This window comes from Pseudomonas parafulva NBRC 16636 = DSM 17004 (assembly GCF_000730645.1).
GTDB classification, from domain to species: domain Bacteria; phylum Pseudomonadota; class Gammaproteobacteria; order Pseudomonadales; family Pseudomonadaceae; genus Aquipseudomonas; species Aquipseudomonas parafulva.
The window spans coordinates 41,762-55,149 of sequence record NZ_BBIU01000029.1 but is presented as its reverse complement, the minus strand read 5'-3'; the positions used below and the strand labels follow the sequence as shown (position 1 = coordinate 55,149).

General features: G+C 61.7%; 10 protein-coding genes and 3 pseudogenes. 4 read left to right on the top strand and 9 right to left on the bottom strand.

Going from position 1 to position 13,388, the window contains the following annotated elements:
* Positions 1-49: 49 nt before the first annotated feature.
* On the top strand, positions 50-1,006 hold the full coding sequence (locus PPA02S_RS18105; protein ID WP_028631748.1) for an arsenic resistance protein: 957 nt from the start codon (positions 50-52) through the stop codon (positions 1,004-1,006).
* 5 nt (positions 1,007-1,011) lie between these two features.
* On the opposite strand, the gene PPA02S_RS18100 is transcribed toward PPA02S_RS18105, so the two are convergent.
* Together PPA02S_RS18100 and PPA02S_RS18095 are read right to left on the bottom strand one after the other, a co-directional pair.
* Complete coding sequence (locus PPA02S_RS18100; RefSeq protein ID WP_028631749.1) at positions 1,012-2,985, bottom strand: BCCT family transporter; 1,974 nt, start codon at positions 2,983-2,985, stop codon at positions 1,012-1,014.
* Between the two features lie 164 nt (positions 2,986-3,149).
* Positions 3,150-4,034 (bottom strand): homocysteine S-methyltransferase family protein, encoded by an 885-nt coding sequence (locus tag PPA02S_RS18095; RefSeq protein WP_028631750.1) that lies wholly within the window; start codon positions 4,032-4,034, stop codon positions 3,150-3,152.
* A gap of 118 nt (positions 4,035-4,152) precedes the next feature.
* Here PPA02S_RS18095 and PPA02S_RS18090 point away from each other — a divergent pair, with 118 nt between their 5' ends.
* Both PPA02S_RS18090 and PPA02S_RS18085 read left to right on the top strand, forming a co-directional pair.
* Entirely contained in the window at positions 4,153-4,974 is an 822-nt protein-coding gene (locus PPA02S_RS18090; protein ID WP_028631751.1) for an ABC transporter substrate-binding protein, read from the top strand.
* Positions 4,971-5,780: pseudogene (locus tag PPA02S_RS18085) on the top strand (amino acid ABC transporter permease). Before PPA02S_RS18090 ends, PPA02S_RS18085 begins: the two are co-directional and overlap by 4 nt.
* Here the strand turns inward: PPA02S_RS18085 and PPA02S_RS18080 are convergent.
* The 5 genes and pseudogenes from PPA02S_RS18080 to PPA02S_RS18065 all read right to left on the bottom strand — a co-directional run bounded on the left by PPA02S_RS18080 (position 5,777) and on the right by PPA02S_RS18065 (position 9,967).
* Entirely contained in the window at positions 5,777-6,193 is a 417-nt protein-coding gene (locus PPA02S_RS18080; RefSeq protein WP_028631752.1) for a hypothetical protein, read from the bottom strand. The pseudogene PPA02S_RS18085 and the gene PPA02S_RS18080 overlap by 4 nt on opposite strands.
* Entirely contained in the window at positions 6,190-6,672 is a 483-nt protein-coding gene (locus tag PPA02S_RS18075; RefSeq protein ID WP_028631753.1) for an ImmA/IrrE family metallo-endopeptidase, read from the bottom strand. The genes PPA02S_RS18080 and PPA02S_RS18075 overlap by 4 nt, the downstream gene beginning before the upstream one ends.
* A 114-nt stretch (positions 6,673-6,786) precedes the next feature.
* Positions 6,787-7,236: pseudogene (locus PPA02S_RS23705) on the bottom strand (methyl-accepting chemotaxis protein); the annotation flags it as partial.
* A 102-nt stretch (positions 7,237-7,338) separates the two neighbouring features.
* Positions 7,339-8,115 (bottom strand): annotated as a pseudogene (locus PPA02S_RS23700) (PAS domain-containing protein); the annotation flags it as partial.
* Between the two features lie 76 nt (positions 8,116-8,191).
* Positions 8,192-9,967 (bottom strand): sensor domain-containing phosphodiesterase, encoded by a 1,776-nt coding sequence (locus PPA02S_RS18065; protein WP_033727893.1) that lies wholly within the window; start codon positions 9,965-9,967, stop codon positions 8,192-8,194.
* 213 nt (positions 9,968-10,180) lie between these two features.
* Between PPA02S_RS18065 and PPA02S_RS18060 the strand changes: the two genes are divergently transcribed.
* Positions 10,181-12,109, top strand: a complete 1,929-nt coding sequence (locus PPA02S_RS18060) for an ATP-binding protein (RefSeq protein ID WP_050577075.1) — start codon at positions 10,181-10,183, stop codon at positions 12,107-12,109.
* A 41-nt stretch (positions 12,110-12,150) separates the two neighbouring features.
* Here PPA02S_RS18060 and PPA02S_RS18055 read toward each other — a convergent pair whose 3' ends face one another.
* Positions 12,151-12,681: a glyoxalase superfamily protein gene (locus PPA02S_RS18055; RefSeq protein WP_028631756.1), complete on the bottom strand. Its 531-nt coding sequence runs from the start codon at positions 12,679-12,681 to the stop codon at positions 12,151-12,153.
* Between the two features lie 180 nt (positions 12,682-12,861).
* Positions 12,862-13,386: an AAA family ATPase gene (locus PPA02S_RS18050; protein ID WP_028631757.1), complete on the bottom strand. Its 525-nt coding sequence runs from the start codon at positions 13,384-13,386 to the stop codon at positions 12,862-12,864.
* Positions 13,387-13,388: the final 2 nt, after the last annotated feature.

Below are 13,388 nucleotides of genomic sequence, written 5' to 3'. Positions count from 1 at the left end.
TGCCTGCAGCAGCTGTGCACACTCGTTACAACCTTTCCAGGCAGCCCCCTTGACCAGAGACCAACTCGAAACCCACCAGACCCTGATCTACTTCGCCGCCGTGCTGGCGGCCATCGTGTTTGGCTTGCTGTCCAGCACCACCGCGCGTCACCTGGAAGCACTGGCCACCCCCGCTATTGCCGTACTGATGTACGCCATGTTCCTGCAGATTCCGTTTCTGAGCCTGCGCGAGGGCCTGAGTAATCGCCGCTTCATGGCTGCCTTGCTGCTGGCCAATTTCATTCTGGTGCCGTTGCTGGTCGCGACCATTACCCGTGGCCTGGTGCACCACCCAGCACTGCTGGTAGGCGCATTGCTGGTACTGCTGACGCCCTGTATCGACTACGTGGTGGTGTTCACCCACCTGGGCAAGGGCGATGCACGGTTGACCCTGGCGGCCACGCCCATACTGCTGTTGCTGCAAATAGTGCTGCTGCCGGTTTACCTGGCGGTATTACTGGGGGACAGCGCACAGGTAGACCTGGCGATCAGGCCGTTTCTGCAGGCATTTCTGTTACTGATCGTGCTGCCGCTGGGGCTGGCGGTGCTGACCAGCGCAAGCGTCAAACGGTCCAGTGCGGTGGCTGCGTGGAATGATGCCTGGGCATGGATGCCAGTGCCGGCAATGGCGCTGGTGCTGTTCGTGGTGATCGCACCGCAGATCAGCGTGGTGCTGAGGGACTTGGGCCAGTTGCTACCCGTGGTACCGGTGTACCTGGCCTTTGCAGTGCTGGCACCGCTGATCGGCTGGGCGACCGCACGGCTGATGCGGCTTCCGGTGCCCCAGCAACGCTCGATGATGTTCAGTGCATCCACCCGTAATTCACTGGTAGTGCTGCCATTGGCACTGGCGTTGCCAGAGCCGTTACGCACCCTGGCAGCGGCGGCGGTGATTACGCAAACACTGGTGGAGCTGGTGTGCGAGCTGATCTACGTGCGGGCGATCCCGAGGCTCACCCGCACGTAAAGGGCTCAGCTGACCACGTGCAGGTAGTGCAGGTGGCGCTCGTACTGGTCAAGGATATCGCCGATCACATCCTCACGGCTCCAGCCCATGACGTCGTAGTCCTGGCCACCTTCACGCAGGTACACCTCGGCGCGGAAGTACTTGCGTGCATCGTTGTTGTCGTCCGACTCGCGGATGACAAAACTGGGGGTATTAAACGCGCGGGGGCGAACTTCGTATTTGAAGCGGCCTTCACCCGCATGGGACAACTCCAGGGTGACACGGCCGTCGTCGCGCTCATCTACCGTGACGTCGTAACCCTGCTTGCGCAGTTCCTGGGCCACTTCCTCACAGGCGGGTTTCACCACATCGTTGATGAAGCGGGTCACGTGAGCCCGGCGCGGCATCATGGCAATGTTGCGCAGGCGCCGCTGCCAGCCGCCGTGATTCTGCCGGTGCTGGCGCTGGCCTGGCAGGGCCTGGGTGCGCAGGCCGCGCCGGGTGGCATCCAGCCCAAGCGCCTTGAACAGCCCCCACATCGCCACCAGCAGAATGACCGCAAACGGCAAGGCGCTGGCGATAGTGGCCGCCTGCAGCGCTTTGAGGCCGTTGGCCAGCAACAGGGCGATGGCCACGGCGCCCATGGTGACCGACCAGAACACCCGCTGCCACAGGGGCGAATGGCCTTTGCCCGACGAGGCGAGCATGTCGACCACCAGTGCCCCGGAGTCGGCAGAGGTCACGAAGAACACCACCACCATCAGCACCGCCAGCATCGACACGGCCGTTGACCACGGGAAGTGCTCAAGGAATGCGAAGAGCGCCAGCGAACTGTCCTGGTCGACGACCGTCGCCAGGTCCTTGATGCCGCCGTGTAGGATCATGTGAATGGCGGTATCGCCGAACACGGTCATCCACAGCAGGGTGAAGCCGGCCGGTACGAACAACACGCCGCAGACGAACTCGCGAATGGTGCGGCCGCGGGAAATACGCGCGATGAACAGCCCGACGAAGGGCGACCAGGACAGCCACCAGCCCCAGTACAGCAACGTCCAGCCACCGATCCAGTCGGTGGGTTCGTAGGCAAACAGGTTGAAGGTTTTATTGACGATGTCGGACAGGTACGCGCCCGTGTTCTGTACGTAGGCCTGCAACAGGAACACGGTCGGGCCCACAATCAGCACGAACAGCATCAAGATCACCGCCAGGCCCAGGTTGAGCTCGGAGAGGATACGGATGCCTTTATCCAGCCCACTGGCCACCGACAGGGTGGCAAGGGTACAGGTGACAGCAATCAGAATGACCTGAATGGTGGTGCTGATGGGCAAACCGAACAGCTGGTGCAGGCCGCTGTTGATCTGCAGCACGCCGTAGCCTAGCGAAGTGGCGACGCCAAACACCGTGCCCAGAATGGCAAAAATGTCCACCGCATGCCCAATGGGGCCGTAGATACGCTCGCCAATCAACGGGTACAGCGCCGAACGCAGGGTCAGCGGCAGCCCGTTGCGGAAGCTGAAGTAGGCCAGGATCAGCGCCACGATGGCGTAGATGGCCCAGGCATGCAGGCCCCAGTGGAAGAACGTGATGTTCATCGCTTCGCGCGCTGCCGCGATGGTGTTGGGCTCACCCACCGGCGGGTTGATGAAGTGCATCACCGGCTCTGCAACGCCGAAGAACATCAGGCCGATGCCCATGCCTGCGGAGAACAGCATGGCGAACCAGCTTTTGTTGGGGTAATCCGGCTCGCTGTGGTCCGGCCCCAGCTTGATGTCGCCATAACGGCTGACCGCCAGGAACACCACGCTGATCAGTACCAGCGCCACAGTGAGGATGTAGAACCAGCTGGCGTTGGTGATGATCCATTGCTGGACATGTTCGAATACGCGCTGGGCGTGTTCCTGGAAAACGGTGGCATACAGCACCAGCAACAATACGAGTATGGCACTGGTGAAGAAGACGGGCGGGTTGATGGTGCTCCTGCGTTTTTGCTCTGCAGTCATAGGCAGTATTACTCCTGGCGTTCAGCGCTGCGCATCGTGAATGGGTGGTCAGGACACGACCACCCTCGGCGCGTGATGAATGAGAGATGCTGAAACCTTACCGTCAGTTCCGGCATTTCCCAAACTTAACCGCTGTGTTTTACCGCCAGGCATTCGCCAGCAGGTCAGCCCAGGTCGCGTTTGAGCGCGGCAATGTGTTCCGGGCCGATGCCGCAGCAGCCCCCTACCATGCTGGCGCCCCGCTCGCGCCAGTCGGTGGCCCAGGCCAGGTAGCCCGGTGGGTCGAGGTCTTCACGCAGTTCATCCAGGCCATCATTGGCCGTGGCCTCCTTCGGCTGCGGCGGGAAGGCGTTGGCGTACGCCCCTATTGCCACCTCGGCCCCGTGCTGTTCGATCACCTGGCGGGCCACATCGATTGCAGCGCCAATCACTTCGGGCTGGCTGCAGTTGAACAGCACCGCCGCAGCACCGAGGGCAACCACGGCCTCGATGGCATCGGCTACCGGTTCACCTGAGCGCAAGCGTGGCACGGCGTCCACGTCTTCGTCCTGCAAGGTGAACGACACCCAGAACGGGCGGCCGTCTGCAGGCAGGTGCTGATGAATGGCCCGCACTTCGGCAATGGCGCTTTGGGTTTCTGCCAGCCACAGGTCCACATGGGGTGACAGGCCTTGCAGCAGTGGCAGCAGCACCTCGGCCACGCGCTCAGGCTGGAACAGGTCGGGGCGGTAGGAGCCGAACAGCGGTGGCAAGGAGCCTGCCACCTTCACCGGGTGCGCACCGCTGTCGGCGGCGTGACGGGCCAGTTGTCCGGCAATATTGGCGAGCTGGCGCCCCTCTTCAGCGAAGCGCGCTTCGCCAATATGGAAAGGCACCACCGCGTAGCTGTTACTGGTGATCACCTGGGCACCTGCAGCAATGAACGCCGCATGCACACCCACCACGGCCTCCGGCGCTTCGCTCAGGGCCAGTGCCGACCACTCGGGCTGGCGGAACGGCGCCCCGCTGCGTTGCAGTTCACGGCCCATGCCACCGTCAAGAATCACCATCGCTCGCTGTTTCATATAACTACTCTAAAGGTGCTTATGAATAAAATTCATTATGTTGACCACATATATAACTATTAAATACCCAATCCCTTTTTTGGCCAACTTTTCAGGTATGAACATGCGATTTTCTGCATTGCTCGGCGCGGGCCTCGTGCTGCTTGCCACCGCCTCCCAGGCTTTTGCCGGTGCCACGCTGGAGCGAGTCGAATCGCGCAAGGAACTGGTCAATGTGCTGATGGAGAGCTACCCGCCGTTTTCCTTCCTGAACGACCAGAACCAGCTGGATGGCTTCGACGTGGATGTGGCCAAGGCCGTGGCCGCCAAGCTGGGCGTGAAACTGCGCCTCGAAACCCCGTCCTGGGACGTGATCGCCGCAGGGCGCTGGAGCGGCCGCTACGACATCTGTATCTGCTCCATGACCCCGAGCAAGGCCCGCGCCGAGGTGTTCGACTTCCCGGTTGAATACTACGCATCGCCTGCGGTGATCGTGGTCAACGCCAAGGACGATCGCATTCACGGCGCCAAGGACCTGGACGGGCGCAAGGTAGGCCTGACCAGCGCCTCCAGCTATGAAAGCTACCTGAACAAGAACCTGGTGATTGAAGGTGACGAGGGGCGCAAGATCGAATACCCGTTCGACTTCGTGCAGATCGCGCCCTACGACACCGACAACGTCGCCTTCCAGGACCTGGGGCTGGGTGCCGGCGTGCGCCTGGATGCCATCCTCACCAACCTGGTAACCGCACAACCGCGCCTGAACCAGGACAAGCGCTTCAAGCTGGCCGGTGCGCCGCTTTATGAAGAGCCGAACGCCGTAGCCATCGAAAAAGGCGACACCGAGTGGGATGCCAAGGTACGCCAGGTATTCGCCGAGCTGAAAGCGGATGGCACCCTGAGCAAGCTGTCGCAGAAATGGATCGGCGCCGATATCAGCAAATGAGTACCTTCCCTTCCGCCCCCAAACCCACGGCCCCCCGTCTGCTGGGCTTCAAAACCCGGTTGCTGCTGACCTGGCTGGCGATGTTCGCGCTGTTTATCGGGTTCTTTCTCAGCTTTGACCTGAAGTTCTCGATCATTGTGGAGAAGTTTCCCAACCTGGCGGGCTTCACGCTTGGGCCAAACGGGTTTCTGCAAGGGGCGGCACTGACGCTGTTCCTGTGCCTGTGCTCGATGGTGGTGTCGGTGCTGCTGGGCTTTGCTGCGGCCCTGGCCAGGCTGTCGGGCAGCGCGGTGCTGGTGGGCGTGGCCAGCTTCTATACCTCGTGATTCCGCGGTACGCCGCTGCTGATCCAGATCCTGCTCATCTACCTGGGCCTGCCCCAGGTGGGGCTGGTGCCAGGCGCCATCAGTGCCGGCATCATCGCCCTGTCGCTGAACTACGGCGCCTACCTCAGCGAAATCTTCCGCGCCGGCATTCTGGGCGTGGCCCGGGGCCAGCGTGAGGCCGCACTGGCCCTGGGCATGCGCCCGCCGCAAATCTTCAGCAGCATCGTGCTGCCCCAAGCCATGCGCGTGATCATCCCGCCCACGGCCAACCAGTTCATCTCGATGCTGAAGGATTCGTCGCTGATCTCGGTGATGGGGGTATGGGAAGTCATGTTCCTTGCCCAGTCCTACGGCCGCTCCAGCTACCGCTACCTGGAAATGCTGACCACGGCGGCGGTGATCTACTGGGTGCTGTCGATTGTGTTGGAACTGGTGCAGGCGCGGTTGGAGGGGCATTACGGGAAGGCGTATCAGCGTTAAGGAGCCTTCATGGCATCGGTGGTAGCCTTGATGATCTCTCTGGCTGCTTCGACGCTGATTGGCAGCGGAGCCTGGGCATCATCCTGCTCGGGCTTGGGTCGATGATGGAAATAACGAAGCAGGGCGATCAAAAGCAAGGTGGGAACGGTCGATAGCGCTACGATGATAGGGACATCACCTGTGGCGTGGGGCCGTATCGATGTGAAGAGATACCAACTGCCCAGGCTGATGCGAATGTTGCCCAGAAACACAAAACCAAGCAGCGCTACGTAGAAAATGATCACAAGTACCACCGTCACGGTGGTCAGGCGCTTCTCCCATCTAAAACGCCAAGACTCTCGCCTCAGGTAGTCACTGACAATCCCTGCATTGTCCGCTTCGCCAAGGGACAGATCGTCACTGGTGCTGGTCATAGAAACCCGATGGCCTTCAGCCTGAATTCCATTGCAGCGGTGGAGACCCCAAAGGCTTTGGCCAAACGGGTGAGGTCCGTCACTCGCTGCTCGAGGATCATGTGCTTGACCAGCGCTGCTGGCATTAACAAGGCGGCAGCAAATCTGTTGGCGGCAACCTCCTTGGGGTCACGCGCCCTGGCACTGAATTGCTCGGTGGTATCACGAGGGGCATCCAGATCACCGTGAACGTGATGGCCGATTTCGTGAGCAATGGTGAAGCGCTGGCGAACTGGCGCGTCGCCGAGGTTGTAGGTGATGAGAGGATTGCCGTCGCGGTAGGAGTAATGACCACTCTCGTTGGGCCGCCAGTTGGCCTGGTCAAAAGGATTCAACGGTTTAACCTCGATGCCCATCGCGTGAGCAATAGCGAGGGGGTTAACAGGCAACCGCCCGTCCCAGTGGGCATGCAGGACGTCGTTTGCAGTGCGGTACTCCATACGGCCTCCTGTCGAAGATGGTGGTGTTTTGAAAATGAGGCTGGATTCTGCACAAGTCAAGCAGACTGGGTCAAATGCGCACTGACACACGATGTGTCGTCTGCCCTCAAACCCTCAACGCGGCCCATCCGCCACCAACTTCGAAGAAAACTGCCCCACCGCCGTCACCACCTGCTGCGCCCCGGACTGGATCTCGCTGATCACGCTGCCAGCCTGCTGGGCCAGGCTCAGGCCAATTTCTGCCTGTTTTCGGCTCTCCCCCATGCTGACCACCGCCTCTTCCACCAAGGCGTTGTTCTTCTGCACCACTTCGACGATTTCCTGGGTAGCGGCGCTGGTGCGGCCAGCCAGCTTGCGCACTTCGTCCGCCACCACCGCGAACCCACGGCCCTGGTCGCCGGCACGTGCCGCTTCGATAGCGGCGTTAAGCGCCAGCAGGTTGGTTTGCTGGGCAATGCCACCGATGGTGGAAACGATGGATGTGATCAGGTGCGACTGGTGCCCCAGCGCCTCGACGCCCGTGGACACGCTGGTAACCTGGGTGACGATGCGGTTCATGGTGTCGACCGTATCGCGCACAGCCTCGGCGCCGCGCTGGGCGGAGCTGTCGGTTTGCCGGGAAATCTCGTAGGCAACGTCTGCCGCCGAGTTGACCTGCTGCTCGTGTTCCACCTGCTCGGTGATATCCACGGCAAACTTCACGATCTTGTACAGCTGCCCCCGGGTGTCGCGCACCGGGTTGTACGACGCCTCCAGCCACAGCTCACGCCCGTGCTTGTCAAGCCGCTTGAACCGCTCGGCAACGAAGCGGCCGTCATTAAGGCTGGCCCACAACTGCTGATACTCCGCAGACCTGGTGTAGACCGGGTCGCAGAACAGGCTGTGGTGCTTGCCGACGATTTCCGCCAGGGTGTAATGCACGGTGTTGAGGAAGTTCTCGTTGGCCGTGAGGATAGTGCCGTCGAGCTTGAACTCGATCACCGCCGTCGAGCGGGACAGCGCCTTGATCAGCTCTTCATTCTCGCGGGCCTGGTCGATGCCAGCCGTGACGTCAATGCCGTAGGCAGACATGTGCGTGACTTCACCTGTGGGCGACTTCACAGGGCACCAGGCTGCACGCATCCACACCATGCGGCCATCGGCGGCAAAGTAACGGTAGGCGTCGCTTACACCGGTACCTTTGGCAATCGCCGCCTGGAAGTTCCTGTAACACGGCAGCTCCTTGACGTAGCTGGGCGCCAGCGTACCCAGTGAACTGCCTACCAGCCGCGAGGCGTCGATGCCGATGAACTGTGCAAAGCGTTCATTGACTGCGGTGATCTGCATGCCCCGGTCCACGGTGATTTCAAGCATCTCGCTGGACCTGCTCTGTTCTGCAGCGCGCAGCCTGGACAGTTCCTGCCTGAGCGCCTCGACCTCTTCCTTAAGCCGTTGGTTGAACATGGAACACCTCGCATTGTTGGGCAGCAACTCTCGGGCCTGAACAGCCCCGGTAATGGTAGGACACTGGGAACAAGCCTCAGGTTTGCCGCCCCTGCTGTAACCACGCGGCAAGGTCCGCTGCCGGCATGGGCCTGGCGTAATAATAGCCCTGCCCCTGATCGCAGCCCCATCCACGTAATACATGGTGATGCAGGTCGGTCTCTACGCCTTCGGCAACCACGGTCAGGCGCAGGTCTCGCAACAGGCTGACCAGGCCACGTACGATGTGCCAGTCATTGCCGCCCGGTTGCAGTTCCACCAGCAGGGAGCGGTCGAGCTTTACGCTGGTGGCGGGGATTTTGCGCAGGTAGATCCAGTTGCTGTAACCGCTGCCGAAGTCATCGATGCCGATCGCGACGCCCAGGGCGCGGAAACGCTGAAGCTGCTCATGCACCGTGTCGAAGTCGGTGACCAATGCGCTTTCGGTGAACTCCAGCTCGACCTGCGCAGGGCTGACGTCATATTCAGCCAGCGCCTTGTTCAGGTCGTCATACAATTGCCCGTCACCGAGATCGAGCGCCGAGATGTTGAGCGACACCTGCAGGGTGATCTGGTGGGCCCGCCAGTCAGCGATCTGTTGGCACACCTGCCTGATGACCCAGCGCGTAATACCGCGGATGGACGCCGTGGTTTCTGCCAGCGGAATGAACTCTGCCGGGCTGATCTGGCCCAGGGTTGGGTGCACCCAGCGCAACAGCGCCTCCACCGCCACGCAGCGGTTGCTGTTGAGGTCCATGCGCGGCTGGTACACCAGGCTGAGCTGATCTGGCGCGGCAAGTGCCGCTTCCAGGGCGTTGAGAATGGCGGTGTTGCGCCGCAGGCTGGCATCCACCACCGGGTCGTAGGCAAGCCAGCGCTGGTCGGCCTTGCGCGCGGCGTCCGTCATGCTCGCCATCAGCCGCAGAATGTCCAGCGACGGGTCGACATCCACGCCCAGTGCGAGCACGCTGATGCCCACGTCCGGCACAACGGGCACGTTACCGCTGTGCAGCGGGCCGCTCAGGGAACGCACCAGTTCACCCAGCCGGGCGCCCAACACGGACGCGTCACAGGTACCCACCACGGTCATGAAGCCCAGGGTGCTGGGCCGGTACAGGCGGCAACCCTCCGGTAGCGCCGCCACCAGTACCTCTTTCACCGCCAGCATGAAATTGGTGAAGAACTCGATACCCAGTGCCTTGAACAGGCCGTCCATGCCGGCGGCCGATATCGGCTCGATGAAGATAGCCACCTGGCCCGTCAGCGCCGCCGCATCCTTGAAGTCGGCTTCGAATCGGCGGCGGTTGGGCAGGCCGGTCATGGGGTCGTAGAAGTTCTGCTGGTGGATCGACTGCAAGCGCTCGACCACAACCCTGGCGGCGTTGCTGAGCAGGTTGCGGTCCCGCTCGCACAAGGCCGGCCGGGTCTCATGGTCGATGATGCAAAGGCCACCCAGGCTCACCCCGGGGCGAATCACCAAGGGGGCACCTGCGTAATAACGAATATGCGGGCTGGCCTGTACCAGCGGGTTATCCACAGTGCGGGCGTCCTGCAAGGTGTCGCAGATTTCCAGCACCGACTCCTGCCAAAGCCCGTGAGCACAAATCGACACGTCCCGGGGGGTGCGGTCATCCGCCAGGCCGATCTTGGCCTTGAACACCTGATAGTCGCGGTCTACCACGCTGACCAGTACGGTGGGCACGTCGAAGTAGGCACACAGCATGTTGACTATGCTGTTGAGTACCGGGTCGGAGCCGCCCGCCAGCTCGGAAGTAAGGCGGTCCACTTCAACCAGGCGCAAGCGCTCATCTTGCAGGATCGTTAGATTGTCCATGAAAACTCCGGTTGAAGTACCTTTGAATCGTAGCCTATAAGGCACAATGCCAGCTTATCTGGTGTTTATTGTTAAGGACAATGAAAGCCCGAGGGGGCTGCGGCCAAAAAAATCTATTGGACGGTGCCTGTTATCTCGCCTATGAGTCCCTGAGGCTCTGCTGTTGTGTTGCAGGTTCGTACTGATGAATTCCAGACTATTCCGGAGTGATTCTTGACCTGGTTGAAACGTGTAATCGTCGCCCTTTTGCAGCGCCTGGAACGGGTGCAACTGAGTGTTGCCAGCCGTTACCTCGGCGCCGTGCTGGTAGTGGCCTTGTGTTGCGCCGCCCGTGCGCAGATGTCGCCTGCCGCCCTCCCCTACCTGTTCTTCATACCCGGCCTGATGCTGATCGGCTTCTGGTTCGGCGCCGGGCCTTCGGTACTGGGTTGCACCCTGGCGGTGCTGGCTGCGCAGTACTTTTTCATCGGCCCACCAGGGTTCGCCGCAGACTGGACAGCCTGGGCCAACAGCCTGAGTTTTGGCCTGGTGACGCTGGGCATGGCGACGATCTGCTCGCTGCTGCGCAGCAACCTCAACGCCGTGGACCACTTGAACAGAACCCTGGAAGACGAAGTGGAACGCCGTACCGATGAACGGGACAGTATCTGGAACGTATCCCCGGACCTGATCTGCACCCTGTCCGACAACGGCCAGCTACTGGCCATGAACCCGACGTGGCAGCTGGCGACAGGCTGGAGTGAGGAGCAGCTCAAAGCCGGCGCATTCTACAGTTTTATCTCGCCAGCGCAGCTGGCAGATGCATTGCGCGAACTCAACGGCAAGCCCATCGCCGAACTGGACACGCAAAGCGTGCGCAGCAACGGCCAGCCTTTGCTGCTGAACTGGCGCATCACCAGCCTTGCCGGCCTGTATTGCGCCGTAGCCCGGGACGTTACCCAGTACCGCGAGCGCCAACAGGCCTTCGAGCGGGTGAGTTCGCAACTGCAGCAAAGCCAGAAGATGGAGTCGCTGGGGCAACTGACCGGTGGCCTGGCCCATGACTTCAACAACCTGCTGACCGTGATCAGCGGCAGCCACGACATGATCGAGCAGCGCCTGGCCCAAGGCCGCCACGGCGAGCTGGACCGCTACCTGGCGCTGGCCAGAACGGCCACGCGCAAGGCCAGCACCCTTACCCACCGGCTGCTGGCGTTCGCCCGCAGGCAGCCGCTGGCCAGCGCGACCGTGGATGCGGTGTTGTTGATCGAGGACATGAAAGACCTGCTGTCCAGAACGCTTACCCCGCGCATCGAATTCCAGTTCGAGCCCTTGCAGGGCTCGACGCTGTGCTACTGCGATGCGCATCAGCTGGAGAACGCCCTGCTGAACCTCTGCATCAACGCCCGCGACGCAATGCCACAGGGGGGCCGATTGCAGGTGCGGGTGAGCAAGGTGGCGATCGGGGCGGGCCATGCCGAGCTCGCCGCCGGCGAATACGTGGAAATCTGTGTGACCGACACGGGCATGGGCATGCCAGCCAGCGTGGCGGAACGAGCGTTCGAGCCCTTCTTCACCACCAAGCCGCTCGGCTCGGGTACCGGGCTGGGGCTGTCGATGGTCAAGGACTTCGCCCGCCAGGCGTCGGGCACGGCACTGATTGACTCGGTGATGGGCGAAGGGACGTCCGTCAGTTTGCTGCTGCCGATTTACCGTGACCCGGTACCTGCTGCTGTTGCTGCGCCTGTAGACGAATCAGCAGGTGAACCCGCCAGCCAGCGTGGGTGCGCCATGGTGATCGAGGATGAGGTAGCGATCCGTGAACTGGTTGCCGAGTCCTTGAAGGAACTCGGCTTCGAGGTGATCGAGGTGACCGCCCCTGCTGAGGCCTTGCAGCACATCGACCAGCGCCCAGACCTGCAGCTGGTGGTGACCGACCTGGTGCTGCCTGGCAGCCTGGCCGGTGACCGCATTGCCGAAGGCGCCCGGGCACGGGTGCCGGGGTTGCGGGTGCTGTTCATTTCCGGCTTGATCGACGGTGCCGCCGAACTGGCAGAGCGCCAGGACCGCACCCGTCTGCTGCCCAAGCCCTTTACCCTGCAGCAGTTCAAGGCCTGTGTGGAAGGCATGTTTACAGAGGCGAACACCACAACCCAACCGTGAGCGCAGGGCGCCATCGCTCGATCACTCGCAGGCTGCGCGGCCTACCCCTGGCAAAACCGAATACGGTTGCCAAACGGGTCGTAAACCTCCAGCACCTTGCCCCACCCTTGCTCGACAATATCCGGCCGCCCATACCCATACCGCTTGGCGGCCAACTCATCGCGCAGGCGTTCGATGTTCACCATCGGTACAAACAGCGTGCTCCCCGGGCTGGCATCCCCATGGTGCTCGGACAGATGCACTTTCAGCCCGTCGCGCTGAATACCCATATACAACGGCAGGTCCGCTTCAAAGCGGTGTTCGAACTCGACCGTGAAGCCGAGAAACTCCAGGTAAAACTCTCGGGCTTTCGCTTCATCGAACATGCGCAGAATGGGGATGGCGGTTTCGAACCGGATTGCTGAAGGGTCGGGTGCCGTGGGGAGCATTGCCGAAGCGGTGTTCCAGTCCTTGTAACCCAACTGCTGCGCCACGATTTCCAGCGCCGCGGAATGGGGCAGGTTCTGGTCCCGGGTTGCCAGGGATGCACGCAGTGCCTTGGCCATGCGCTTGGCGGTATCAATAGTCGACATCTTGCCTCCTGAAGCCGAAGCAGACCGGTGCTCGCATTGCCAAACCTCGGCTGAAGAGAGGATGTGCAGGAATGATGTGTTGAAATGCTTTCACCTTTCCGGGACGGAGCGAGCGGCAGGCAGCATTGGCCTGGGGGCGATAGTACAGGGTGTGAGGGTGGGCCGGAAGGCGGGTCGGTGTTAAGTGAGCACTGGCCCTACTGACGCTAGAAACTTTGTGGTTTCCCGGTTGGAACGCAGGCGCACCACCCGGCACCCCGCAGGCGCGGTGGCCGCCAACTGTTCCATCTTGGCACGCGCAGTGTTTCTCGATGACCAGATGTACTTGAAGAACTCGGGAAGGTTGCCGAGCAATTCCGGGCAGTTCTCCGGCAAGTCTGGGCGCGTGTGGCCCCGGTTCGACAAGGTTCTGAAAACCACGCGCCAGCACCTGAGCGCCAGGGAGCGGTCGACCCAGATGAGAACGTCGGCACGGGCCAGGCGGGTATCCCAGGTTTGCGAATGACCGCCTTCGAAGATCCATCGCTCACCGGCTTCTACTTCATGGCACAGGCGGGTTTTCTCGTCCCGGCTGCGTTCTACCCAGCCAGGTTGCCAATGGATGGTATCGATGTGGATAACCGGCAGGCCCGTGCGCTCGCCCAGTTGGCGGGCCAATGTGCTTTTACCGGCGCCGGGTTGGCCGACGATCATGACCCTTTGCACGT